Source organism: Kribbella soli (assembly GCF_004331345.1).
Taxonomy (GTDB): Bacteria; Actinomycetota; Actinomycetes; order Propionibacteriales; family Kribbellaceae; genus Kribbella; species Kribbella soli.
The window spans coordinates 591,780-616,162 of the sequence record NZ_SJJZ01000001.1; the positions used below are offsets into that span (position 1 = coordinate 591,780).

The 24,383-nt window shown below is 68.6% G+C and carries 23 protein-coding genes; 12 read left to right on the forward strand and 11 right to left on the reverse strand.

All coding sequences use genetic code 11. The annotated features are described in order from the left end of the window. Position 1 precedes the first annotated feature (1 nt). Both E0H45_RS02965 and E0H45_RS02970 read right to left on the reverse strand, forming a co-directional pair. Positions 2-1,846: a heparinase II/III domain-containing protein gene (locus E0H45_RS02965; RefSeq protein WP_238154770.1), complete on the reverse strand. Its 1,845-nt coding sequence runs from the start codon at positions 1,844-1,846 to the stop codon at positions 2-4. Positions 1,847-2,195: 349 nt separating this feature from the next. Beyond that, positions 2,196-2,720, reverse strand: coding sequence for a DinB family protein (locus E0H45_RS02970; RefSeq protein ID WP_131334718.1), 525 nt, complete (start codon positions 2,718-2,720; stop codon positions 2,196-2,198). A 192-nt stretch (positions 2,721-2,912) separates the two neighbouring features. Between E0H45_RS02970 and E0H45_RS02975 the strand changes: the two genes are divergently transcribed. From E0H45_RS02975 to E0H45_RS02990, 4 genes are all read left to right on the forward strand, one after another. Next, positions 2,913-3,737, forward strand: a complete 825-nt coding sequence (locus E0H45_RS02975) for an alpha/beta fold hydrolase (protein ID WP_131334719.1) — start codon at positions 2,913-2,915, stop codon at positions 3,735-3,737. Between the two features lie 233 nt (positions 3,738-3,970). After that, on the forward strand, positions 3,971-5,707 hold the full coding sequence (locus E0H45_RS02980; protein WP_131334720.1) for a sialidase family protein: 1,737 nt from the start codon (positions 3,971-3,973) through the stop codon (positions 5,705-5,707). A gap of 90 nt (positions 5,708-5,797) precedes the next feature. After that, positions 5,798-6,304 (forward strand): GNAT family N-acetyltransferase, encoded by a 507-nt coding sequence (locus E0H45_RS02985; RefSeq protein ID WP_131334721.1) that lies wholly within the window; start codon positions 5,798-5,800, stop codon positions 6,302-6,304. Between the two features lie 10 nt (positions 6,305-6,314). Next, entirely contained in the window at positions 6,315-7,343 is a 1,029-nt protein-coding gene (locus E0H45_RS02990; protein WP_131334722.1) for an NADPH:quinone reductase, read from the forward strand. On the opposite strand, the gene E0H45_RS02995 is transcribed toward E0H45_RS02990, so the two are convergent. Together E0H45_RS02995 and E0H45_RS03000 are read right to left on the reverse strand one after the other, a co-directional pair. Next, the gene (locus tag E0H45_RS02995; RefSeq protein WP_202872176.1) at positions 7,330-7,980 is read right to left on the reverse strand and encodes a DUF2625 family protein; all 651 of its coding nucleotides are present in this window, start codon (positions 7,978-7,980) and stop codon (positions 7,330-7,332) included. The two genes, E0H45_RS02990 and E0H45_RS02995, sit on opposite strands and share 14 nt — an antisense overlap. 15 nt (positions 7,981-7,995) lie before the next feature. Further along, positions 7,996-8,838: an AAC(3) family N-acetyltransferase gene (locus E0H45_RS03000; RefSeq protein WP_131334724.1), complete on the reverse strand. Its 843-nt coding sequence runs from the start codon at positions 8,836-8,838 to the stop codon at positions 7,996-7,998. A gap of 117 nt (positions 8,839-8,955) precedes the next feature. Between E0H45_RS03000 and E0H45_RS03005 the strand changes: the two genes are divergently transcribed. Further along, positions 8,956-9,837, forward strand: coding sequence for an SDR family oxidoreductase (locus tag E0H45_RS03005; RefSeq protein ID WP_131334725.1), 882 nt, complete (start codon positions 8,956-8,958; stop codon positions 9,835-9,837). A gap of 1 nt (position 9,838) precedes the next feature. On the opposite strand, the gene E0H45_RS03010 is transcribed toward E0H45_RS03005, so the two are convergent. Beyond that, complete coding sequence (locus E0H45_RS03010) at positions 9,839-10,318, reverse strand: NUDIX domain-containing protein (protein ID WP_238154771.1); 480 nt, start codon at positions 10,316-10,318, stop codon at positions 9,839-9,841. A gap of 75 nt (positions 10,319-10,393) precedes the next feature. Between E0H45_RS03010 and E0H45_RS03015 the strand changes: the two genes are divergently transcribed. Continuing rightward, a complete protein-coding gene (locus E0H45_RS03015; RefSeq protein ID WP_131334726.1) occupies positions 10,394-11,074 on the forward strand; it encodes a hypothetical protein in 681 nt (226 codons plus the stop codon). On the opposite strand, the gene E0H45_RS03020 is transcribed toward E0H45_RS03015, so the two are convergent. Together E0H45_RS03020 and E0H45_RS03025 are read right to left on the reverse strand one after the other, a co-directional pair. Next, positions 11,064-11,906 carry an SDR family oxidoreductase gene (locus E0H45_RS03020; RefSeq protein ID WP_131334727.1) on the reverse strand — a complete coding sequence of 281 codons (843 nt, stop codon included), beginning with the start codon at positions 11,904-11,906 and terminating at the stop codon, positions 11,064-11,066. The two genes, E0H45_RS03015 and E0H45_RS03020, sit on opposite strands and share 11 nt — an antisense overlap. A 56-nt stretch (positions 11,907-11,962) precedes the next feature. Continuing rightward, a complete protein-coding gene (locus tag E0H45_RS03025) occupies positions 11,963-13,342 on the reverse strand; it encodes an FAD-binding oxidoreductase (RefSeq protein ID WP_131334728.1) in 1,380 nt (459 codons plus the stop codon). A gap of 183 nt (positions 13,343-13,525) precedes the next feature. Here E0H45_RS03025 and E0H45_RS03030 point away from each other — a divergent pair, with 183 nt between their 5' ends. Beyond that, a complete protein-coding gene (locus tag E0H45_RS03030; RefSeq protein WP_131334729.1) occupies positions 13,526-14,749 on the forward strand; it encodes a lactate racemase domain-containing protein in 1,224 nt (407 codons plus the stop codon). A gap of 22 nt (positions 14,750-14,771) precedes the next feature. Continuing rightward, complete coding sequence (locus E0H45_RS03035; protein WP_131334730.1) at positions 14,772-16,223, forward strand: flavin-containing monooxygenase; 1,452 nt, start codon at positions 14,772-14,774, stop codon at positions 16,221-16,223. 216 nt (positions 16,224-16,439) lie between these two features. Here the strand turns inward: E0H45_RS03035 and E0H45_RS03040 are convergent, their stop codons facing one another. Next, entirely contained in the window at positions 16,440-17,813 is a 1,374-nt protein-coding gene (locus E0H45_RS03040; protein WP_131334731.1) for a cystathionine beta-synthase, read from the reverse strand. Positions 17,814-17,891: 78 nt separating this feature from the next. Here E0H45_RS03040 and E0H45_RS03045 point away from each other — a divergent pair, with 78 nt between their 5' ends. Next, on the forward strand, positions 17,892-18,920 hold the full coding sequence (locus tag E0H45_RS03045; protein ID WP_131334732.1) for an SGNH/GDSL hydrolase family protein: 1,029 nt from the start codon (positions 17,892-17,894) through the stop codon (positions 18,918-18,920). A 114-nt stretch (positions 18,921-19,034) separates the two neighbouring features. After that, positions 19,035-19,265, forward strand: coding sequence for a DUF4287 domain-containing protein (locus E0H45_RS03050; RefSeq protein ID WP_130384213.1), 231 nt, complete (start codon positions 19,035-19,037; stop codon positions 19,263-19,265). 54 nt (positions 19,266-19,319) lie between these two features. Here the strand turns inward: E0H45_RS03050 and E0H45_RS03055 are convergent, their stop codons facing one another. The 3 genes from E0H45_RS03055 to E0H45_RS03065 all read right to left on the reverse strand — a co-directional run bounded on the left by E0H45_RS03055 (position 19,320) and on the right by E0H45_RS03065 (position 22,204). Continuing rightward, positions 19,320-20,381: a VOC family protein gene (locus E0H45_RS03055; protein ID WP_131334733.1), complete on the reverse strand. Its 1,062-nt coding sequence runs from the start codon at positions 20,379-20,381 to the stop codon at positions 19,320-19,322. A 96-nt stretch (positions 20,382-20,477) separates the two neighbouring features. Beyond that, the gene (locus E0H45_RS03060; RefSeq protein ID WP_131334734.1) at positions 20,478-21,308 is read right to left on the reverse strand and encodes a Bax inhibitor-1/YccA family protein; all 831 of its coding nucleotides are present in this window, start codon (positions 21,306-21,308) and stop codon (positions 20,478-20,480) included. A 146-nt stretch (positions 21,309-21,454) separates the two neighbouring features. After that, positions 21,455-22,204 carry a DUF4118 domain-containing protein gene (locus tag E0H45_RS03065; RefSeq protein WP_131334735.1) on the reverse strand — a complete coding sequence of 250 codons (750 nt, stop codon included), beginning with the start codon at positions 22,202-22,204 and terminating at the stop codon, positions 21,455-21,457. Positions 22,205-22,277: 73 nt separating this feature from the next. Here E0H45_RS03065 and E0H45_RS03070 point away from each other — a divergent pair, with 73 nt between their 5' ends. Continuing rightward, the gene (locus tag E0H45_RS03070) at positions 22,278-22,781 is read left to right on the forward strand and encodes a DinB family protein (RefSeq protein ID WP_131334736.1); all 504 of its coding nucleotides are present in this window, start codon (positions 22,278-22,280) and stop codon (positions 22,779-22,781) included. A 400-nt stretch (positions 22,782-23,181) separates the two neighbouring features. Next, positions 23,182-24,375, forward strand: a complete 1,194-nt coding sequence (locus tag E0H45_RS42790) for a GNAT family N-acetyltransferase (RefSeq protein WP_131334737.1) — start codon at positions 23,182-23,184, stop codon at positions 24,373-24,375. Positions 24,376-24,383: the final 8 nt, after the last annotated feature.

Below are 24,383 nucleotides of genomic sequence, written 5' to 3' on the forward strand. Positions count from 1 at the left end.
TTCAGCCGGCGCGGTACAGGGAGCCGCCGGCGGAGATGGCGATGCTGGTGCGTTGGCCGCCGACGTTGAGGTTGACGATGAACGTCGTACCGACCTGTCGCACGGTGTAGGTGACCGACCCGCTGGATCGGACCGGGACGATGAACGACAGGATCGAGGCCGTCGTGCCGGAGCGGGCCAGCATCAGCGTCGGCGCGGACTTGCGGACGTAGCTGCTCGGGTACTGCCAGCCCTGGATCGGGTTGGTCTGTGCCTGCTTGATCAGGATCGCGCCGGCCGGCAGCGCCTGCTTGAACGGCACCTGGAACAGGACCGTCTTCGTCGCGTCTCCTGGTGCCATCGCGACCGCGGTCGTCCGGGAGTACACGCTCGCCCGCTGATCCGACGGCAGGTGCCACAGTGTCTGGAACGCCTGGGCGGTCTTCGCCGACGCACGGTCCCACACCACGAGCAGATCTGGATCCTTCAGTGCCAGGACCGAGCGGGCCCGACTGATCCCGCTCCCCGGCGCATCCGCGAACACGTACGACTCCGCGTTGGCCTTCACCGACAAGGCAGTCAGCCGAGTCACCGGGTTCAGGTACGTCGACATCGGCGTCGTCATCACGCTGTGAGCGCTCGGACTGACGGCCCACGTGCGGTACGCGCCGGCGTTGTACGCGGCGTACCCGCCGTCGACCAGAATGTCCCGGCCGCGCGCCGTGTAGGTGATGCTGGTGTGGTCGAGATGGCCGTGGAACGCCCGCGCCGGACCGTACCTGATGCTGTACGCCGACTCGCCCGTGAAGCCTCTGGCGGGATCAGTTCCCCATCCGGTGCGACCGAAGACGTAGCCGGCCGAATAGACCCCGACCCGCCACGGCGGCGCCGTGCCCGCCGTACCCTTCGAACCGGCGAACTCCAATGGCGTGCCTGTCCACGGGTACGTCGCCTGTACCTCGGTGTCACCGAGTTGGTGGAGCTTCCCGAGCGAGTTCGTCGCCAGCGTCAGGAACTTGGCCAGCAACGCGCGCCGGGTGGCGATCGTCGTACCGGGGTTGACGCCGCAGTTCTGCATCACGGCGATCGCGCGACCCCAGAGCGAGTAGTTGAAGGATGCGTAGCCGGTGGACTGTTCGTTGGTCCCACCCTCGGCATCGATCGAGGTCGTGATGCCGGCCGCGAATCGTTGCTGTGCGAGGTTCTTGTAGTCGGTCCGGCCGAGCACGCAGCCGACCCCGAACAGCGCGATACTCTCGTCGGTGCCGTGGTTCCAGGCACCGCTCCAGTTGTAGGTGAGGAACCGCGCGTGACTCAGCAGCGCTGCGTCCACCCACGCATACCGGGCCGGCACCGTGGTCACATGCAGCCCGGTCAGGATGGCCTGGCGCAAGCAGTTCAGCACGTTCGTCCGGTGCATCGTGGACTCCCACGCGCCGACGTTCGCCTTCCACGAGTACGGGTTGTCGCGGTACCAGTCGTACGCGATCGTGTTGACCCGCGTCAGCGCGGTCAGATCGCCCTTGCCTGCAGCAACGATTCCCTGTCCGAGCCAGCGCAGCGAGTGGAACCACATGTACCAACTGGCATTCTTGTACGGATTCGCCGCCCAGTTGATGTTTCCGCCGCCGTTGCCGACCTTGTACGCCGCATACGGGCCCCAGGCAAACTTGTCGCTGTACAGGTTCGTCAGCGGGTTCGTCGTCTCGATCCCGCTGAACCCCGGACACGCGTAGAACGGTGCCGTGAGCGCCTGGATCTTGTTGGTGTTCGTACCGATGTCGGTCGCCGGCGGGGCCGCCGGTGGTACGACGTTGCTCTCGCCCGGCACGAACTGGGACCCGCCCGGATCGTCCGGTCCTGGCACGATCTCGATACCGGGACCTTCTCCCGCTGCACGGGTGTCTCCTGTTGCCGTTCCCGCCCCCAGAACCAGAACAGCGAGTCCCACGGCTACAACGGCCGTACCCCTGAATCGCATGAAGTTGTACCTCTCCCCCACCGCCTCCGGATACCGGGCGACGGTCTACTGACCGGACTGGCGCGCCAGCGGCACGCCATACCTCGGGCAGCCCGCGAAGTCCGCGGGGGCGGTCAGCTCACCGAGGTTTTGTTCCCCTTATCTGCCTCGATGCAGCAACACCGCGGAAAGTTGCGTTTCCGGGAACAGCAGAGCGCCAGGACCCCGGAGGAGTCCTGGCGCTCGGTTTGTTGGTTCAGCCCATGGTTTTCTGGCCGTCGATCGTTTCCCGGATGATGTCGGCGTGACCGGCGTGCTGGGCGGTCTCGGCCGCGATGTGCAGGAACACCCGGCGGACGGACCAGAACACACCCGGCGGCTGCCAGGGCGCGGCCGGGAGCTCGTAGCTGGCGTCCAGGTCGAGGGTGCGGACGAGGTCGTCGGTGGCGGCGGCGACCTTCTCGTACTCCGCGAGTACGTCGGCGAGCGTCTCGCCGTCGACCAGGCGGAACTCGTCCTGCCGTGCGGCGACCATCTCCGGGGTGAACTCGGTGATCGGCTCGGTGGAGCCCTTGCCCTGGGCGCGCTCGATCCAGTGCCGCTCGACCGAGGACACGTGCTTGATCAGGCCGCCGATCGTCAGTTCGCTGACAGTGGGGCGGGCGCTCGCCTGCTCGTCTGTCAGGCCCTGGGCTGTGTGCCGCAGGAAGAACCGGTGCTTCCCGAGAAGGTCCAGGATGTCGGCCCGCTCTCCGGACACGGTCTGCTCGTTTGTCGTCATACTGCGACTCTAATCGCCATAGCGGCCAGTTTCTGTCCTCTATAGAAATTCGTGGTTCGAACCGTGGTTCCGGCCGCCGAGGCGCGTGGTCCGTTCGTAATTGAACCCTTGAACACTCCTCCGCGAGGCGTCTGGCGACTAGCTTGGCGTAGGGCGGCGACTGGGCCGAGCCCATTGCACAAGGGGGTTGACGTGGGAACGATCACGACCAGCGACGGTACGGAGATCTTCTACAAGGACTGGGGTACGGGCCAGCCGATCGTCTTCAGCCACGGATGGCCGCTGTCGGCCGACGACTGGGACAACCAGCTGCTGTTCTTCCTGTCGAAGGGGTACCGCGTCGTCGCGCACGACCGCCGCGGGCACGGCCGGTCGACGCAGACCGGCGACGGACACGACATGGACCACTACGCCGACGACCTGAAGGCAGTCGTCGACCACCTCGACCTGCGCGACTGCATCCACGTCGGCCACTCGACCGGCGGCGGCGAGGTCACGCACTACCTGGCCCGGCACGGCGAGGACCGGGCCGCCAAGGCCGCGCTGCTCTGCGCGGTCCCGCCGCTGATGGTGCAGACCGATGCGAACCCGGAGGGCCTGCCGAAGGCGGTCTTCGACGATCTCCAGGCGCAGCTCGCGGCCAACCGGTCGGCCTTCTACCGCGCGCTCCCGGAAGGGCCGTTCTACGGCTTCAACCGTCCGGGTGCCGTGCCCAGCGAAGCGATCATCGCGAACTGGTGGCGCCAGGGCATGATGGGCGGCGCGAAGGCGCACTACGACGGCATCGTCGCGTTCTCCCAGACCGACTTCACCGAGGACCTGCGGACGATCGCCATCCCGGTCCTGGTGGTGCACAGCGAGGACGACCAGATCGTGCCGTACGCCGATGCCGGCCCGAAGTCGGCCGCGCTGCTCAAGAACGGGGTCCTGAAGACCTACAAGGACCTCCCGCACGGCCTGCCCACGACGCACGCCGACGTGGTCAACGCCGACCTTCTCGAGTTCTTCCAGTCGTAGCTCACCTTCTCCCGGCTTGATCACCGATCCCGACTCGATCACCAAGGTCGTCAAGACCGCGATCCGCGCCACCAGGTGACCTTCAGCGAATCCGTGACGGCTTGCGTACGACGGTACGCAAGCCGTCATGACCTGTTGCGAGGTGTTGTGCGGCACCGGCTCGGATGCTAGGTCGGAGACGTCCAGACGGGCCGGGAACGGTCCCGGACCGATGGACGTCCCGGGGAGGGATCATGGGCAGACCACGCCTCGTCATCGCTTCCGTCGCTGCGTTCGCAGCTGCCTTGTGCGGAGCCGCCGTCGCTGCCTATGCCGCACCGGCCACGCAGGTGACGGTAGGCAGCCCACCGACGCCGTTCTCGCAGAACAAGCAGAACGAGCCCGCCGTCGCGATCGACGCGCACGATCCGGCGGTGATGGTCGCGGGGGCGAACGAAGAGATCGACATGGAGTCGTGCGCGGCAGGTGCCCCGAGCACGTGTCCGTTCACCGACGGTGTCGGTGTCTCCGGGGTGTACTTCTCCTTCGACAGCGGCCAGAGCTGGACCCAGCCGACGTACACCGGCTGGAGCGCCCGGAACTGCCTGGGCCCTGCGGCGTGCACACCGCAGGTGGGCCCGATCGGCACGCTGCCTCGCTACTTCGAGGCCGGGCTGGTCTCCGACGGTGATCCGGCCGTCGCCTTCGGGCCGCGGCCCGGCCCGGACGGCACGTTCTCGTGGGACAACGGCTCCCGGCTGTACTACGCCAACCTGACGTCGAACTTCTCCGCAAACCGGCGACTGGAGACGTTCCGTGGTTTCGAGGCGATCGCGGTGTCGACCACCGACGACGTCCACGCTGCGGCGGCCGGCGACGCATCGGCCTGGACCGCGCCGACCATCATCTCGAAGCAGTCGTCGACGACCTTCTCCGACAAGGAGCAGATCTACGCCGACAACGCGTCCAGCAGCCGGTTCTTCGGCCGGGTGTACACCTGCTGGGCGAGTTTCCGCAGCAACAGCCACGGGCAGGCCCTTCCGGTACCACTGACCGTGGCGCGATCGGCCGACGGCGGCCGTAGCTGGATCACGAGCCAGGTCGGCCCAGCCACGAACAACGGCATCAACCAGCAGCCCGACGGTTGCGTCGTACGCACGGACAGCACCGGCAACGTCTACGTCTTCGGGGTCGGTGCCCGCCGCGGTACGAACCTCCAGTTGATGTACAAGTCGACCGACGGCGGCGCGCACTGGACCGGCCCGACCGCGGTCGCTCCGGTGGTCAAGCCCGGTGTGTTCGACCCGGTCGAGGGTCGCCCGGTCATGGACGGTATCGCCGGCGCGCGGGTCGACCTGGCCGGCGGACCGAACGTCGACATCGCGAACGGCCGGCCAACCGGTGCCGGCGCGACCGACGAGATCTTCATGACCTGGTCGGACGGCGGGGCGGGCCTGAACCACGAGCAACTGATGCTGACCTGGTCGCCGAGGGGTGGCACGTCCTGGGTCGCGCCCGTTCCGCTCGCCCTGACCACCGGCGACCGCCCGGTCTACACCGCGCCCGCGGTGTCCCCGGACGGCACCGATCTGTACATCGTGCACAACTCGTTCACGACGCCGTACAGCGGCAACACGACGGACCCGCGCGGCCTGGTCGGCGAGGTCCGGCACGCGAACGTGGCGGGCGGCGTACCGTCCGGCTGGACCACGCTCGAACGAGCGCCGGGCGGTGACCCACGTGGCAGCAGCGCGAACGCGCTGATCTCGGAGTTCCTCGGCGACTACGTGTACGCCGCCGCGACGAACGACCGCGCCGTCGCGGTCTGGAACGACACCCTCAACGCGGGCGTCTGCACGGCGATCAACACCTACCGGGCGTCGCTCTACACCACGACCCCCGGCGCACCGCCGAACGTCCTCGTCGCCTGCCCGGCGACCTTTGGCAACACCGACATCCTCGGAGGCAGTTACGTGGACCCGACTCCGTGACGCGAGGTGAGAGCGCCACCCGGTGACACCCGCCGCAGGTCGTCCGGAAATTCGGGCGACCTGCGGTGGTGGCGCGGCTACGCTGCGCGGATGGACGACGCGTTGGAGATCCGGCCGTTGCGAGTCGAGGATCCGCCGGTGCTGGCGGCGGCGTTCGACGCGATCGGGTGGAACAAGCCGGAGAGCCAGTACCGGCGGTACCTGGGCGAGCAGGAGGCCGGGACGCGTGACGTCCTGATCGCCACGGTCGACGGCGAGTTCGCCGGTTACGTCACGGTGCGCTGGGTGTCGCCGTACGAGCCGTTCGACGGGATTCCGGAGGTCCAGGACTTCAATGTGCTGCCGAAGTTCCGGCGGCGCGGGATCGGGAGCGCGTTGATGGACGCGGCCGAGGCCCTCGTGGCGGAACGCTCCCCGATCGTGGGGATCGGGGTCGGGCTCTACCCGGACTACGGCCAGGCGCAGCGGATGTACGTCCGGCGCGGCTACCTCCCCGACGGCCGCGGGCTGATCTACGACGGTCGACAGGTGCCGCCGATGGAGACGATCCGCAACGACGACAGCGCGACGCTGATGTTCACCAAGCAACTGAGGTAGCGTCGATGACGTGCGCGCCATCCAGTACTCCGTGACCGGTGAGCCCGATGTCCTGGCCCTCGTGGACAGGCCGCTGACCGAGGTCGGTCCGGGAGAAGTGCGGGTGCGGATCCACCGGTCGGGGGTCAATCCGACCGACTGGAAGTCGCGCCGCGGCAGCGAGGCCGGTACGCCGGTGCACCCGGCGCAGGTGCCGAACCAGGACGGATCCGGTGTCGTCGACGCTGTCGGCCAGGGCGTCGACGCGGCCCTCACCGGTCGCCGGGTCTGGCTCTGGGAGGCCGCGTACCAACGGCCTTCGGGAGGTACGGCGCAGGAGTACGCCGTGGTCCCGGTCCGCCATGTGGTGCCGCTGCCCGACGACGCGTCGTACGATCTCGGCGCCGCGCTCGGCGTACCGTTCCTGACCGCTCATCGATGCCTGACCGTGACCGAGGACGGCCCTGATCGCCTCGGTCCAGGCAAGCTCGCCGGCCGCACCGTGCTGGTGGCCGGCGGCGCCGGAGCGGTCGGCAACGCGGCGATCCAGCTGGCCCGGTGGTCCGACGCGACCGTGATCACCACCGTGAGCAGTCCGGAGAAGGGCAATCTGGCCGCGCTCGCGGGCGCCGACCACGTCATCGACTACAAGCAGCAGGACGTGGTCGCTGAGGTCCGCGCGATCGCACCCCACGGCGTCCACACGATCGTCGAGGTGTCGCCGGCGGCGAACGCGGCCATCGACGCCGCGGTGATCGCGCCCCACGGCTCGGTGTCGGTCTACGCGACCGACGGCGGCGCGACGATGGAACTTCCGGTGCGCGCGTCGATGGTGCCGAACGCCCGCTGGCAGTTCGTCCTGCTCTACACGGCGCCGGAGTCCTGGCGCCCGCGCGGCCTGGCCGACGTCTCGGCCGCGGTCGAGGCCGGTGCCGTCCGCATCGGCCCGGATGCCGGCCTCCCGCTGCACCACTACCCGCTCGACCAGGCTGCGGACGCTCACGCCGCCGTAGAGGACGCCATCGTCGGCAAGGTCCTCATCGACGTCATTCCAGGCTGAGGAGTTCCTCGAAGGGAACAGGTCTGCGCGAGGTGTCCTCGAGCGGATGGGACTCGGCGGAGAACAGCGGCGGGTAGATGGCAATCCCTTGGGACAAAGGGATTGCGCGGGTCTCTTCGGCCCAGGTCGGCCAGCGGAGGCCGGCGTAGAACTGCGTCGGGCCTTCGGTGAGCGACCAGAGGACGAAGTCGGTGTGCCCGACGCCGAGGCCGTCCCAGTCGAGGGTGTCCGGCGCCCAGTAGCAGACCTGACCGGGCTGGATGCCCAGCCCACCGCCGTCGACGGCGAAGCGTCCGCCGAGCACGTCGTAGGCAACAGTGAGGTACGGCGGTGGCACGGCAACCTGCTCCGGGTCGTCGAGGTTGTTGGCGGTCGCGAGATCGGGAAGACCGGAGCCACCGCCGCCGAGAATGCGCAGCCAGCCGTCGTCGATCACCAGGCCGCCGCAGTTCACCGCGAGCGCACCGAGCATCGACCGCGCGGTGACCTGCAGGCGGAAGAGGACATCTCGCCCTGCCGCCGGATCGACGGGCAGTACCGTGGCGGGGCGGGCCGCCTCCGCAAGCGCCTCCTGCAGCACGGCCCAGGCCGGATCGTCGACGTCGGCCAGTTCATCAGCAGTTCTGACGTGGGTCACCCGGCCGAGCATGCCCTACTCGGCGAGGGCAGCCAAACGTTGTTGCAGAGCGGCTGCGCAGCGGCAGGTTGGGTCGTCGGTGCACAGGAGGGCGGCGGGATCGGCTTCGACGAGCTGACGGGTCGCTGCTAGTACTGCCTGCTTGGGGATTCGCCGGACGCGGGCGTTTCCGATCTGGATTTCCTTGGTCGCAGAGCGCAGTACCGGCTCGATGGTGTCGAAGCGGTGGCTTGCGCCGGGGATGTTCGGGAGCTCGACCCACAGACCGTCGGCGGATTTCGCGTAGCGGTAGAAGCGCGAGCGGCCCAGGTGTTGCTCGGCGAGGTGGATCGTGGTGTTCGAGGTGTGGGTGACGCCGAGCAGCAGGACGTCGCCGTCGATGGCCTCGATCGGGCCGAGCGGCCAGTCGGGGCGCTGGGCTTCCAGCAGGCGTTCGGCCGCGGGGCCAACGGCCTGGTAGGAAAACAGCGGATGCTCGGTGCGGAACGGCGAGCAGGTCAGGCGGAAAGTTTCCGGAATCGTTCCGAGCCAGCGGTCGATCGGGAGCTCGGCACGGAAACTGGTTGCCTGCGACAACCGAGTGTCGAAGTCCGGCCAGTCTTCCGCGTTCCAGTAGTCGTTGTCCGGCCGAACCAGTCCTGGTGGTGCCGGGATACCGGTGAGATCCCAGGTGCCGGCGGGCATCAGTACAGTCCCGCACACCTCGGTCAGCGCCGAGCAAACCGCCTCCGCGCCACCGTCGACGTACCCGAACGAACTCAGCGACGAGTGCACAATCACCTCGGACGCCCGCCCCAGCCCAAGCTGCCGCAGCCCATCGACGAGCTCGGGTTCGGTGACGACATTCGTTGCACGCACCCCGGCAATATCTCATCCGGGACCCGGCACCGCTCGGCCTTTTCGAGGCCGATCCAGCGGCAGCGGTCTTGCGCCGACCGAAGGCGAGGAGCACCGTCAGGGGTGGGGGTGGGTGCGATGCTGCTGGTAGTCGGCGGGACCGGGGATCTGGGTGGGCGCGTGGTTCGCTTGCTGACCGCCCGGCGGAGTGACGTTCGGTGTCTGTCGCGCACCGGCACGCAGATGACCGACGCGGCCGTGGTCCGCGGCGATCTGACGGATCCCGCGAGTTTGCGCGCAGCGTGCCGCGGCGTGGAGACGGTGGTCGCGTCCGCTACCGCGATCGGACGACGGCTGGCCCGCCTGCCCGGACCCTCGATCCGCGCGGTCGACGAAGCGGGGATGCTGTCACTGGTCGACGCCGCCGAGGAGGCCGGCGTACGGCGGTTCGTGTACGTCTCGTACGCCGGGGTCGACGCAGGTCTCGGGACGCCGCTCGAACGGGCCAAGGTCGCCGTCGAGGAGCGGCTCCGGCAGGCGAAGCTCGCGCAGGTGATCGTCCGGCCGGACGCGTTCCAGGAGATTCATCTCGGCCCGGTCGGACGCTTCGACCTTGCTCGGGGCAAGGTTTCGGTGATCGGCAAGGGCGACGCCAAGGTGCGCTGGGTCGGCACGGACGACGCCGCCGCACTCGTCGCGGCGGTGGCCACCGAGCCCGAGCCGCCCGCGCTGATCGAGTTCGGCGGCCCCGAGGCGTTGAGCCGCAACGAGGCAATCGCTGTCGCGGAGGAACTCCTGCACCGCCGGATCAAGGTCACGCGGATGCCGACTCCCGCTGCGCGCCTCGCGATCCGCCTGCTCGGCAGAACCCAGGACGGCCTGGCCTCGGTCGTGGGAGGCGGCCTTCTACAATCCCTGCACGACGCGACCTGGACCGACGAACCGCTCCGCGCCCGAGGCATCGTCCCTCGTTCCCCCACCGACTTTCTCCGCGCCCAGGCGAAGCAGTACGCCACCTGACCTAGCAGGCCTGGAAGAGGCCCGTCTGCCGGTAGGCGCTGTGTAGGCGTAGGACCAGCTCCGTCGGTGGATGGAGTGGAGTTGGTGGCGTCACGAAGAAGGCAGCTTCCAGTACTTCGTCCTCGCCTGGGTTGAGGGTGCCGGTCCAGCGGCGGGTTTCGAAGCAGAGGGCGAAGCACTGGACGACATCGCCGTTCGGGTAGGTCAGCGTGTGTATGTCGGCGCGCGACACGCTCGCGAACGGGATCAGGTCCTCCTCCGCGACGACCAGCCCGGTCTCCTCGGAGAACTCGCGGGCCGCCGTACGTCGGAAGCTGTCGCCTGGTTCTGCTCCGCCCGCAGGGAGCTCCCACAGACCGGAGTCGCGACTTCTCTGGAACAGGATGCGATCGTCCGCATCCATCGCGAGAACCTGAGCTCCGGGCAGCAACAGCAGCCGGGAACCGACGTCGCGGCGGAGCTGGGCGAGGTAGGAGTCCACGGATGAGAGGGTAGGGCTGTGGACTGGGTGCGGCGGAGGGCGGGATCCCTACTGGGGCTGGGTTTGATCGGCGGGATGGTGTGGACGACGGTCGTCACGTTGTCGATGCCCGGCTGGTACGCCCCGGGTGAGGATTGCGGGCGCAAGGTCGGCGCGGTCGATGCGGTCGCGCGCACCAGCTGGTTCCCGCCGTCGGCGAGCTGCGTGTCCGGCGACGAGGTCCGCCAGTACATGTCGACCACCCGCTCGGTGGTCCTGTCCATCGTCGGCGTACTGCTGCTGATCCTGATCACGACCGGCCTGATCCTGACCGTACGACGACTGACCGGCGAGCCCGGCCCGATCAGGACCGGCGACGACCTCAAGCGCCGGCGGCGGTCGCACCTGACGTTCGGGGCCCTGGACATGGGCGTCGCGTTCGCGTTCGTCACGTTCCTGAACGCGTTCGCGATCGTGTTCGGCGGACTCCCCGGCGCGATCGTGTTCATCCTCACCGCACTCGTCGGTCTGAGCGCGTTCGGCACGATGCTCGACCGGCACATGGGCCCGCTCCCGAGCAGCGAGCTCGAGTCCCGCCGCCGCGGCACGGTCGCGGGCCTCGGGACCTTCGGCATCGTCTTCGCCGCGACCGCCGTCTCGGGCCAGCTCCCGTTCTTCCGCTTCTGGGCGGTCCCGCTCGGCGCGATCGGGTACGCCGTGATCGCCGCCGCGCAATGGTCGCGCGCCGGACGCCCTGCCGGCCTGGTTACGGAATGAACAGTCCGACCAGCTCGGCGCTGACCGCCCAAAGGCGCGCCGCCACCGCTTCGTCGTGGCTGCGCTGAGACGATCGCGCCGGCTTGCCGTTGGCGAAGTACTGACCGGTCGTCCGATCGAGGCCGGCTGCGGAAGCCAGGTGGATCGACGTGGCGGCACCCCCGGCCGGGGACTTCATGAACGGGCGCAGCAGCGGCACGAACACCCGCTGCACCCGGCCCGGGTCATCGGCTCCGAACGCCGTACTCACCAAACCCGGATGTAAGGCGTTGGCGGTGATCGCCGTGGCGTGCAACCTTCTGGCCAGCTCGTAGGTGAACAGAACGTTGGCGAGCTTGGACTGGTTGTACGCGCGGGAGCCGGAGTACGACCGGGTGCCCTGGAGGTCGTCGAAGTCGATGCGCCCGAGCGTGTGCGCGTTGGACGCGACCGTGACGACACGAGCCGCGGCGCCTTGTTCGAGCCGCTCGAGCAGCAGATAGGTGAGCAGGAACGGCGCGAGGTGGTTGACGGCAAAGGTGTGCTCGAGACCATCCGCGGTCACATGCTTGCTGTTCCAGTAGCCGCCGACGTTGTTGATCAGTACGTCGATCCGCGGCTCCCGCCGGAGCACCTCCCCGGCCAGTCGACGGACCTCCGACTGCACGGACAGATCAGCGACGAACACCTCGACGGTCCCACCGGCCGCACGGATCTCCCGCGCCGTGTCCTCGGTGCGCCTGGTGTCGCGGCCGGTGATCAGCACCCGTGCGCCCATCGACGCCAGGCCCAGCGCGGTCGCTTTGCCGATCCCCGACGTACCGCCGGTGATCAGAACTGTCCTGCCGTCCATGTGCCCGAGCATCCGCTCCCGACGCGGTTCTGTCCATCGCCGGTGCGGACACCTGATCAGCAGGGCCAGCTGGGCTCGATGTTCTGGTTCAGGTGGAAGACGTTCTCCGGGTCGTACTGGCACTTCACCCGCGCCAGCCGCTGGTAGTTCTCCTCGCCGAACCCCGCGATCACCCGGTTCTGTCCTTCGTTGCCGATGAAGTTCAGGTACACGTACCCGGTCGCCCACTCGGCCAGGTCCGAGCACACATCCCGCGCCCACCGGATGCCGCGCGCATCGTCGGCCGGATCGGACCACAACCCGAACGGGTGCACCACCCACGCCGCCTGGCGATGCGGCTGCGGCCACTTGTCCGCACCCCGCTGTACGGCGCCACCCCACGGCACGATCGCCTGTTGCGACGGTGACGGCGAGATCATGTCCGCCGCGCGGCCGGCGAACGCCTCGACCGCGGGATCGGGGAACGACGCCAGATGTTCCGCGGACCAGTAGTTCCGGAATCCCGGCGGATCGTCGAGCGCCGACTGGATGTCGGCGTACGGCATCTCGGCGACCAACTCGGCCTCCGGCTCCAGCGCGAACAGCGGCGCGAACACGTCACGCATCTCCGCCTCACTGCCGGCGTACACCGCCGCCGCACCCACGATCAGCTGCCCCTGGAGGTGATCGGGCACGAACTCCTCCGGCGGCCCGGTCAGATAGATCACGCCGCCACCGAGCTCCTCGGGCGCGCCCGAGTCGATCAGGTCCCGGTAGGCGCGCAGTACCGTCGGACCCGCCGACGCCGGCCACATCAGCAACGCCAACGTTGTCGTGGGCAACTGCTGGAGATGGAACGTCAGCGCCGTCGCGACCCCGAAGTTCCCGCCGCCCCCGTGCAGCGCCCAGAACAGCTCGCTGTTCTTCGTCTCGTCCGCGATCAGCAGCCGCCCGTCCGCGGTGACGAGCTCCACCGAGATCAGCGCGTCACAGGCGAGCCCGAACTTCCGTTCCAGCCAGCCCGATCCGCCGCCGAGCGTCAGGCCCGCGATCCCGGTCGTCGACGCCCGCCCGCCGGTCGTCGCCAGCAGGTACTTCTGGCAGGCCCGATCGAGGTCACCCCAGGTCGCGCCGCCGCCGACCCGCGCGATCCGGGCGAACGGATCGACCTGAACGCTGTTCATCCGCCGCAGATCGACGACCAGGCCGCCGTCGGTGACCGCGGTCCCGGCCACCCCGTGCCCGCCGCCGCGGACCGCGATCTCCAGCTCCCGATCAGCGCCGTAGCGCAGCGCCGCCTGGACGTCACCCACCGATTCGCACTGGGCGATCATCGCGGGACGCTTGTCGATCATCCCGTTGAAGACCGTGCGCGCCTCGTCGTACGCCGCGTCGGTGTCGCGCAGCAACAGTCCCCCGAAACCCGGTGGCCGCAGCTGTTCGGTGACTTCGGACATGGTGGATCTCCCCCTTGCTCACTCCCCCAGGCGATTCACCGATCGTCCATCGCACCCCGCCCGCGGTCAACGCCCGGCCGATTACCGCGCGATCACACGAACGGCTGTCCACCAAGGGCTTTCGCGCGATCACGCCCCGAGACGATCTGGGCTCACCCGCCGTACGTCGGTAGGGTTCGAAGTGTGACTGATGCGGCGGTGATCGGTGGTGCGGGTCAGGTCCTGACCGAGGACGAGGTGACGGCGTTCGTCGGCGGTGTCCTGGCCGGCGCGGGTCTGGAGGGCCGCAGCGTCTGCGTGATCGTCCCGGACGCCACCCGCAGCTGCCCGCTTCCCTTGCTCCTGAAGGCGGTCACGGAGGCCCTGAAGGACAGCCAGGTCACGATCCTGGTTGCCCTGGGCACGCATGCGGAGATGACGCCGGACCAGCTCCGCGAGCACCTGGGCGGTGACTACCCGAACGTGATCAACCACGAGTGGTGGAAACCCGACACGTTCGCCGACCTCGGCACGATCGGCCCCGACCGGGTCGGGGAGATCTCGGACGAGATGCTCCGCGACGAGGTCCCGGTCCGGCTCAACCGCGCCGTCGTCGAGCACGACGTGGCCCTGGTCGTCGGGCCGGTCTTCCCGCACGAGGTGGTCGGTTTCTCCGGCGGCAACAAGTACTTCTTCCCGGGTGTCGCCGGGCAGGAGGTCATCGACTTCTCGCACTGGCTCGGCGCCCTGATCACCAGCGCGAACATCATCGGTACGCCGGGCCTCACCCCGGTCCGCGCCCTGATCGACGAGGCCGCCGCGCTCATCCCGGCCGAGAAGCTTGCCCTGTCGGTGGTCGCCCAGTCCGGGACCGACGCGCTGCACGCGGTCGCGTTCGGTGACACGATCTCGTCCTGGCGGGCGGCCGCCGAGATCTCCGCGCAGACCCACGTCCGCTACCTGGAGCATCCCGTCCGGCGGGTCGTCTCGGTGATGCCGCCGAAGTACGCCGACATCTGGACCGCGGCCAAGGGCTTCTACAAGGTCGAGCCGATCGTCGCGGACGGCGGCGAGGTGATCCTCTACGCGCCGCACGTCACCCAGCTGGCCGCGATGCACCCCGAGATCGAGGAGATCGGCTACCACTGCCGCGACTACTTCGTCGGCCAATGGGACAAGTTCCGCGACCTGCACTGGGGCGTCCTCGCGCACTCCACGCACCTGCGCGGTGCGGGCACCTGGGACCCGGCGAACGGCGAGCACCTCCGCGTCCGGGTCACGCTCGCCACCGGCATCCCCGAGGACGTCGTCCGCCGGGCCAACCTCGACTACCTCGACCCGGCGACGGTCGACCTGGCCGCGTACGAGTCCGATCCGGAGACCTTCGTCGTACCGAACGCCGGCGAGACCCTCTACCGGCTTCAGTGACCCGCCGGTAACCTCAGGCGGTATGGCTGAGGTCGTCATCATCGGGTCCGGGTTCGCCGGGCTGTGCATGGGAATCAAACTGCAGCAGGCCGGGTGTGAGGACTTCGTCATCCTCGAGAAGGCGGACGACCTCGGCGGCACCTGGCGGGACAACACGTATCCCGGCTGCGCCTGCGACATCCCGTCGTACCTGTACTCGTTCTCGTTCGAGCAGAACCCGCGCTGGACGCGGATGTTCGCGCCCTGGGACGAGATCCTCGCGTACCTGCGGCACTGCGCGGACAAGTACGGGATCGCGGACAAGATCCGGTACGGCGCCGAGGCCACCGAAGCCGTCTTCGACGAGGCGACCGGCCGCTGGACCGTCACGGTCAACGGCGACGAGACGATCGAGACCCAGTCCCTGGTGGCCGGCGTCGGCAGCCTGCACCGGCCCAAGCTGCCGGACCTCCCGGGCCTCGACTCGTTCGCCGGTACGACGTTCCACTCGGCCGTCTGGGATCACTCGGTGGACCTGCGCGGCCGGAACGTCGCGGTGATCGGGACCGGCGCATCGGCGATCCAGTTCGTGCCGCAGATCGCTCCGCAGGTCGCCCAGCTGGACGTGTACCAGCGGACGCCACCGTGGGTCACGCCGAAACCGGACCGGGCGATCGGCCGCTGGGAACGCGGGCTGCACGCACGGTTCCCGGCCGGCCAGCGGGCTATCCGCAACGTCATCTACTGGGGTCTCGAGGGTCGTGGCGCAGGTTTCGCGGGGAACCCCAAGTTGATGAAAGGCCTGGAAATACAGGCGAAACGGCACCTGCACAAGCAGGTCACCGACCCTGAGCTACGGACGAAACTGACCCCGGACTACCAGATCGGCTGCAAGCGGATCCTGATCTCCAACGACTACTACCCCGCGCTCGCCCGGCCGAACGTCGACGTCGTCACCACGCCGATCACGCGGGTCACCCCGAACGGCGTGGTCACCGCCGACGGCACCGAACGGGCCTGCGACACGATCGTGCTCGGCACCGGCTTCGACGTCTCGGCGAACCTGACCCGGATGCCGATCCTCGGCAAGGACGGTGTCGACCTCGCCGACCACTGGAAGCGCAACGGGATCGGCGCGCACCTCGGCATCACGGTCTCCGGGTACCCGAACCTGTTCCTGCTGGTCGGCCCGAACACGCTCCTCGGCCACTCCTCGATGGTGTTCATGATCGAGGCCCAGGTCCGGTACGTGATGCAGGCCCTGCACCTGCTCCGGCGGCGCAACGCGTCGTACGTCGAGGTCCGCGAGGAGGTCCAGGAGCGGTTCGTCGATACCGTCCAGGGCGAACTCGGCTCCACCGTCTGGCAGTCGGGCTGCACCAGCTGGTACCTGGACGCGGCCGGGCGTAACTCCACGATCTGGCCGGAGTGGACGATGTCGTACTGGCGCCGCACCCGGCGGCTCGATCCAACGGACTTCGCAGTAGTCCACTAGGGGATGACCCGGACTCCTTCAGTAGGAGTCCGGGCGGCCCGGCGTACGACCTTGGGATGAAGGAAAGACCGATCCGGAGGCCGATGTTTCGCGGGCACCGCTGAAGGACTCTTGAGACATGGAAATCCTTCAGATCGCCGGAGCGGCAGTCATCGTGATCGGCATCGTGATCACGGCGCTGATCGCCATCATCCCATCAGTTGTAGACCGATAAGGTCAGTCGGCGGACAAGTGGACCAGTAGGTCCTGCCGGGTCAGTACGCCCACCGGCTTGCCGTCGTCCAGCACCATCAGGGCGTCCCTACCCTCGAGCAGCTCGACCGCCTTCGTGACCGGTTCGCCCGCGCCCAGCGACGGGAGCGCCGCGTCCATGTGCTGCTCGACCATGTCGGCCAGCCGCGCCTTGCCGGAGTACAGGGCGTCCATCAACGTCCGCTCCGACACCGCGCCGGCCACCTCGGCCGCCATCACCGGCGGCTCCGCACGGACGACCGGCATCTGCGAGACGCCGTACTCGCGGAGGATCGCGACCGCCTCGGCGATCGTCTCGTGCGGGTGGGTGTGCACCAGCGGCGGCAGGCTGCCGTCCTTGCCGGCCAGCACGTCACCGAGCGTCGTGCCCTGCTTGGTGTGCGCGAGGAAGCCGTACTGCGCCAGCCAGTCGTCGTTGAACACCTTGGTCAGGTAACCGCGGCCGCCGTCCGGCAGCAGGACGACGATGACGGCTTCGGGGTCATCCACCTCGTGCGCCAGCCGGATCGCGGCCGCGGCGGCCATCCCGGCCGAGCCGCCGACCAGCATCGCCTCCTCGCGGGCGAGCCGACGGGTGAGCGCGAACGAGTCCGCGTCCGACACCTCGATGATCCGGTCGCAGATGTTCCGGTCGTACGTCTCCGGCCAGAAGTCCTCGCCGACACCCTCGACCAGGTACGGCCGGCCGGTGCCGCCGGAGTACACCGAGCCCTCGGGGTCGGCGCCGACGATCTGCACCTTCCCGCCGGAGACCTCCTTGAGGTACTTGCCGGTGCCGGTGATCGTGCCGCCGGTGCCGACGCCCGCGACGAAGTGCGTGATCTTGCCGTCGGTCTGCTCCCAGAGCTCCGGGCCGGTGGTCTCGTAGTGCGAGCGCGGGTTGTTCTGGTTCGCGTACTGGTTCGGCTTCCAGGCGCCCTCGATCTCGCGGACGAGACGGTCGGAGACGTTGTAGTACGAGTCCGGGTGCTCAGGGGCGACCGCGGTCGGGCAGACCACGACGTCGGCGCCGTACGCCTTGAGCACGTTGCGCTTGTCCTCGCTGACCTTGTCCGGGCAGACGAAGACGCACTTGTAGCCCTTCTGCTGGGCGACCATCGCGAGCCCGACACCGGTGTTGCCGGAGGTCGGCTCGACGATCGTGCCGCCGGGCTTGAGCTCGCCGGAGGCCTCCGCGGCCTCGATCATCCGGACCGCGATCCGGTCCTTCACCGAGCCGCCCGGGTTGAAGTACTCGACCTTGGCGAGCACCAGCGGCTTCGCGCCGTCTGTCGTTTTCGTCAGCCGCACCAGCGGGGTGTTGCCGACCAGGTCCAGGAGTGATTCTGCGTAGCGCACGTTCTTCACTGTAGTGATGCGCGCGTCTTTCCCCTATTTTCACTTGCGTCGGCGTAACAGCGTGTAATCCTTGTACCCATGAGTAGAGCCAGGGCAGCCAAGAAGCTGGCCCAGGCCGCAGCCTACGGGGGCGGGGGACTCGGACTCATCGGTGCCACGTTGTATGGCGTACTGACCGCTGAGGCCGAGTATGCGAAGCGCGTGATCGGACCGGCGAGGTTCTACCCCACTTCAGGCGACGGCCTGTACGGCCGGTATCCAGGACATCCGATCACCTTCGCCATGCTGGGCGACTCCAGTGCCGCGGGGTACGGCACCGAGTCGCCGGACGAGACACCCGGGGTGATTCTCGCCTCCGGTCTGACCGACCTCGCCGAACGTCCCGTCCGGCTGGTCGACGTGTCCAGGACCGGGGCGAAGTCGACGGACCTGGCGGCTCAGGTGGACGCCGCCCTGCAGGACGGTCCGCACGTGGCCGTCATCCTGATCGGCGTCAACGACGTGAAGGCCAAGATGCCCCCGTCGACCTCGGTCAGATTGCTGGCCACCGCCGTCCGCCGGTTGCGCGCCGCGAACTGTGAGGTGGTGGTGGGTACCTGCCCCGACCTGGGCGTGGTCCGGACGATCATGCCGCCGCTGCGGCAGGTCGCCCGGTCCTGGAGCCACCGGCTGGCCGCCGCTCAGACCATCGCAGTCGTCGAAGCAGGCGGCCGCTCCGTGTCGTTGGGCACGCTGCTCGGCGAGGTGTTCCGCACCAACCCGACGATGTGGGGCCGGGACAACTTCCACCCGTCGGCCACCGGGTACGCCGCCGCGTCGGCCGCACTGTTGCCGTCGGTGGCGGCCGCGATGGGCGTCGGCACCGAGTCGTTCGTGCACCCGGAGCTGTTCCGCGGCGAAGCGATCCTGCCGATCGCGGAGGCCGCCGTACAGGCTGCTCGCCGGGCGGGCACCGAGGTCGCGGCCACTGAGGTCGGCGGTCGAGAGCGCGGCCCGCGAGGTCGATGGGCGGCGCTGCGACACCGGCGCCGGCACCCCAAGGCCGAGGTCGACCGCGTCGAGGACCACACCGAGGAAACCCCGGACACCGTGCCCGTCGGTCAATAGTTGTTGGCTTGTGCGTCCGCTGAGCGGGGACTTTCATGTCGGGAGTCTTGCCTCCGGGCGGCCATGTGGTGCACAGTCGATAACGACGCGATACCCCGATAACGGGAGGCGAAGATGGGCTTGAACCACTCCGAAGAGACGCATCAGCGTTTGGTGGAGGCTGTGCCCAGATGCACCGGACGCGCAATGACCGAGTGGTTCCAGCTGATGAACGACGGACCGTCGTTCCTGCGCTTCGACGACAGAGTGAGATGGCTCGCCGGCGAGTACGCACTCGCGCACGGGCACGCTACCGCCATCGTCCACGAATTCGACCTGGTCAAGGCGCATCGGCGAATGGGCTGAGCCGCAAAGGAGTCGACTAGAAGACCTGCCCTTTCAGGTGGAGGGGCAGGTCTTTCACGTTCTGATGACCACCTCGTTGCCCTCCGGATCGGCAACCAGGTAAGGCTTCTCGGACAGCAGCCGCCCACCCGCTGACAACGCTGCCTGCACCCTGTGCGCCACCGAATCCTCCGGTACAGCGAGCTCGAAGTGGATCCGATTCCGCTGCCGCCGGGGCTCCTCCAGCTGCTGGAAGAACAGCACCGGGTTCAAGCGCCGCGGGTCGTAGATGTCCGAGAGAAACGGCCGGTCGTCTTCCGCATAGCCCAGCAGCGCCGCCCAGAACGCCCGGACCGCCGCCACGTCGAGCGCGTCGATCCCGAACTGCACGAACCGCAACCGCGTCGGGTCCGCTCGCAGCCCGAGCTCCTTCGCCGCGGCCTCGACCTGCGTCGCCAGCGCGATGAACTTCGGGTCCGCGCCGTCGGTGTCCTCCCACTGGTCCTTCCCGCTGTCGATCACGACGCCTTCCGCCCGTACGTCGATCATCAGCGGAATGCCCGCGGCATCAGCCAGTTCAGCCACGGTGGTCGCCAGCTGCGCCGGTGCGGACGTCGGGTAGAACGTCATCGCGGCGAACAGCGCCAGCCAGTCGGTCGTCCCCGGCAGCGGGTCCCCTGGTACCAGGTCGACCTCGTTCCCCTCGTCGTCGGGCAGCATCACGCCGAATGCCCCGGACGGCTCCCGACCCGTCACCTCGCGCGCCTCGGTCACAGCGGCCGACGGCCGGACCACGTCGACGTGGATCCGGTTCCGCAGCGGTCGCGGCTCCGCGAGACGCCGTACCGTGAACGTCGGGTCCCTCCGCAGCGGATCCGAGCCCAGGACGGCGTCCCAGAATGGCTGCACCGCGGCCGGATCGGACGCCTCGATCACGACGTCGAGGGTCTGGACGCCTGCCGGGTTCGCGGTCAGGCCGAGCTCCTGGGCCGCGGCTGCCACCAGGGCGTTGTCAGCAGCCCGGACCCGTACGCCGGTGGACCGGACGTCTGCATCCGGCATTCCGTGCTGCGCGAGGCGTTCGGCGAGCGCGGCGCCCGCGGCGTGCGAGGGAGCGTCGTACCAGGCAGTGGTCATGGAACCACCGTAGAACCGGAACCGGACGACCTGCGTCCGAAATGCCGGAAGGGCCGGCCCACCTGGACCGGCCCTTCCGTTGTTCGGTACCCGCTGTCAGTCGCCGCCGCGGAGGATGGCGAGGATCCGCAGGATGTTCCAGTACAGCCAGACCAGGGTGACGGTCAGGCCGAACGCGGCCCGCCAGGCCTCGTTCTGCGGGGCGCCCTGGCGGACACCCTGCTCGATCATGTCGAAGTCGAGGATCAGGTTGAACACCGCGAGGCCGGCGCCGAGCGCGGCGAACAGCAGGCCCATCGGGCCCATACCGCTGATGCCGGTGTTGATCCCGACGAGGCTCAGGACCAGGTTGATCAGCAGCACACCCGCGAAGCCCGCCGTACCGATGATCACCATCTTGGTGAACTTCGGCGTCACCTTGATCGCGAAGTACTTGTACGTCGCCAGCGTCAGGCCGGCCGTCACCATCGTGGCCAGCACGGCCTGCACGATGATCGCGGAGTCACCGACCCAGCCGGCGATGAACTTGCTGCCGATCCCGAGGAACACGCCCTCGGCGACGGCATACAGCATCAGCAGCACCGGGTTCACCTTGCGGGAGAACGACAGCACCATGGCGAGCGCGAACCCGACCAGCGCGCCGGCGAGGAACGCCGGCGTGACCAGAGTCGTCGGGACCGTCCACCAGGCCACCGCGGCAGCCGCCACGACCACGCCCAGGGTGATGGCGGTCTTGACGATCACATCGTCCAACGTCATGGGGCGGCTCGAGGCCGGAGCCCCCGGGTACTGCTGCTGCGGCGGCATACCCGATCCGCCGTAGCCCTGTGGGCTCTGCTGACCGTACGGAGCGGCCCCCGGATAGGCCTGGCCGTGGCCAGGCGCGAACGCACTCGACCGGTTCAGCACCGGGTTACTGCTCTGCATCTCTTCCTCCTGATGACCCACATCCGGGGCCGTATCGAGATACTACGATCCCACCCTTAACAACGTCTGAGAATCCATCAACCATTCCGCACCGAAAATCGGCGAATATCCATCGCTTCCCGATGTATTTGCCTTCAATACAAGGTTCAGATGTGCGGGCGGGCGGGTTCCTGGGTGGCGAGGGCGGCGCCGACCTGGTCGGCGAGGGCTACGGCTACCAGGCGTTGTTCCAGGTCGGGGCGGGCGATCCGGCTCGCGGCGGTGAGGAGGAAGCGGCCGCGGGGTTCGCCGGCGTGCTGGACGGTGAGTTCGATCTCGGCGTTCGTCGGCAGGCCGTCGCGTTCGACCTTCAGGACGTGCGATCCGCGGGTCACGGAGCCGTCCGGATTCAGCCGCGGCGCCTGGGTCTGCTTGCTGCCGGCAACGAACTTCGCACCGTCGATCCCCAGTACGGCGGTCAGCTCGGCGCGCACCTGGTCGATCAGGTCGTCGGTCGACCCGCCGGCCGCAACCGCCTGCGAGGTGGTGATCACCCCGTCCAGGTACCCGGCGCGCCGGGACGCCTTCGCTTGTTGCTCCCGGCCCCAGATCGCGATCTGCGTCACCGCGATCCCGATCACCAGCAACAGCACCGCCTGCTCGACGTCGTTACTGCTGTTGATGGTGAAGCTGTCGTACGGCACGGTCAGGAAGAAGTCGAACCACACCGCGCTCGACACCGCCGCGATCACCCCGGCGAGCCGGATCCCGAACACGGCCACCGCCACGATCACCACAACCAGCAGCAACGCCGCGTTCGCGTTGTCGAAGTGCGCCCGGAACGGCGTCAGCAGCGCACACACCGCCGGAGGCGCCAGCACCGAGGCCGTCAGTACCGGAGTTCGATAGTTCTCCACCCCTCTATTGATGCGCACCGCCCGCACCGGATCAACAGTTCTCACAAAGGTCTGTCATCCGTACCGTGGTCGCATGCCCGAGATCGCCCGCATCCGGCCCGCCGAGGACGCCGACGAGCGCGGCACGCTGACCGGCCTGCTCGACTTCCTCCGCGCAACCGTCGAACTCAAAGCCACCGGCCTGACCGACGAGCAGGCGTTCGCCCGCCCGGTCCACCCGTCCGCGCTCACTCCGGGCGGAATCGTCAAGCATCTGACCGGGGTCGAGCGGTTCTGGTTCGCGATCGACTTCGCCGGACAGGACATCGCGTGGCCCTGGACGGAGGAGGATCCGCACGGCTCCTTCCCGATCGAGCCCGGCGACACGCTCGACTCGATCCTCACGGCGTACCGCACCGAATGCGCCCGCTCCCGGGAGATCGTCGCGGCCAACTCGCTCGACGATCGGGCGCGCTCGGCGGAGGGCCTGACCTTCACGCTCCGCTACGCGCTCGCCCACATCATCGAGGAAACCGCCCGCCACCTCGGCCACCTCGACCTCCTCCGCGAATCCACCGACGGCCTGACCGGCGAATAACCGGCCCTGGTGGTTCATCGAGTCGTGGGTTTCGGCGGCCAAACGCAGCCTCGACCCACGACTCGCCGTTCCCGTGGCCGACCAAACGCCACGACTCGACGCAATGCAGGTCGACGTACGCCGTGCGCCAGCCCTCCGACCGAGCAGCGCCCGGAACTGCACCTCGCGCACACGAACGGATAACCCCTCGTGTTGGGGGTTCTCCCCTGGCATGCGAGGGGAGAACCCCCAACGCGCGGGGATATCCGTTCGTGTGACTGGTCCGTGAGCGGTGCCCCGGGAGCCGGGGAACTGAGGGCTGGGCGGTGGGGAGGATTGCTTCCCGCCGGGCAGGGTTCCTCCCCACTCACCTCCGAATAATCCGTCGCCCTCGGACAATCGCCTGCGTAAGTTGCCTCGTATGTACCGAATCCGACTGGCTACGGTCGCGGACGTCGTGTTCCTGGCTGAGGTGACGCTGGCTGCCACCCGCGCGCAGGGCCGGCTGGCCGCGGACTTCGACGAGCCCGCCTGGCTGGCCGGTTTCGAGACCTGGAGCCGGGAGTCGATCGAGGATCCCGCTACCGATCTGTACGTCGTCGAGGTCGACGGTAGCCGCGCCGGGCGCCTGCGAGTCAGTCGTACGCCGGAAGCCGTCGAGTTGAACGGGATCCAGCTCCACCCGGACATCCAGAATCGCGGCATCGGTACGGCGATCATCACCGCGCTGCAGTCCGAGGCCGCGCGGTACGGCGTACCGCTGAAGCTGAACGTCGAGCGGGACAACCCGAACGCGCGCCGCCTGTACGAGCGCCTCGGGTTCACGAAGACCGGCGAGGATGGAGCTGAGGACGTCATGCAGTGGTCGAAGGCCGCGGAGCAGAACCGGTTGTGGAACGCGGACGTCGCGCAGCGGTACGACACGCCTGGCGACGGGATGTTCTCGGCGGACGTGCTCGGGCCGACGGTCGAGCGGCTGGCCGGACTCGCCGACGGTGGGCGCGCGCTCGAGTTCGCGATCGGCACCGGGCGGGTCGCCGTACCGCTGTCGGAGTACGGCGTACCGGTGAGCGGGATCGAGCTGTCGGACGCGATGCTCGAACAGTTGCGGACGAAGGCCGACGCGGAGACGATCCCGGTCGTCTCCGGCGACATGGCGACGGCGCGCGTACCGGGTGAGTTCACCCTCGTTTACCTGGTCTACAACACGATCTCGAACCTGCTGACCCAGGAGGAGCAGGTCGCCTGCTTCCGGAACGCCGCCCGCCACCTCTCCCCCGGCGGCCGCTTCGTGATCGAGCTCTGGGTCCCCGAACTGCGCCGCCTCCCACCCAGCCTCCCCGCCACCGTCGGCGTCGCCGATCCCGGCTACATCCTGCTGGACACGTACGACGTACTGAAGCAGCACGTCGTCTCCCACCACTTCCACTTCGGCGAAGGCACCGAGGCCCAACTCTTCCGCTCCCCGCACCGCTACATCTGGCCCGCCGAACTCGACCTGATGGCCCAACTGGCCGGCTTCACCCTCGAATCCCGCCACGCCGACTGGACCAACACCGAGTTCACCGCCGACTCCCCCTCCCACATCTCGGTCTACCGCCTACCGCCCACATAACACAGGCT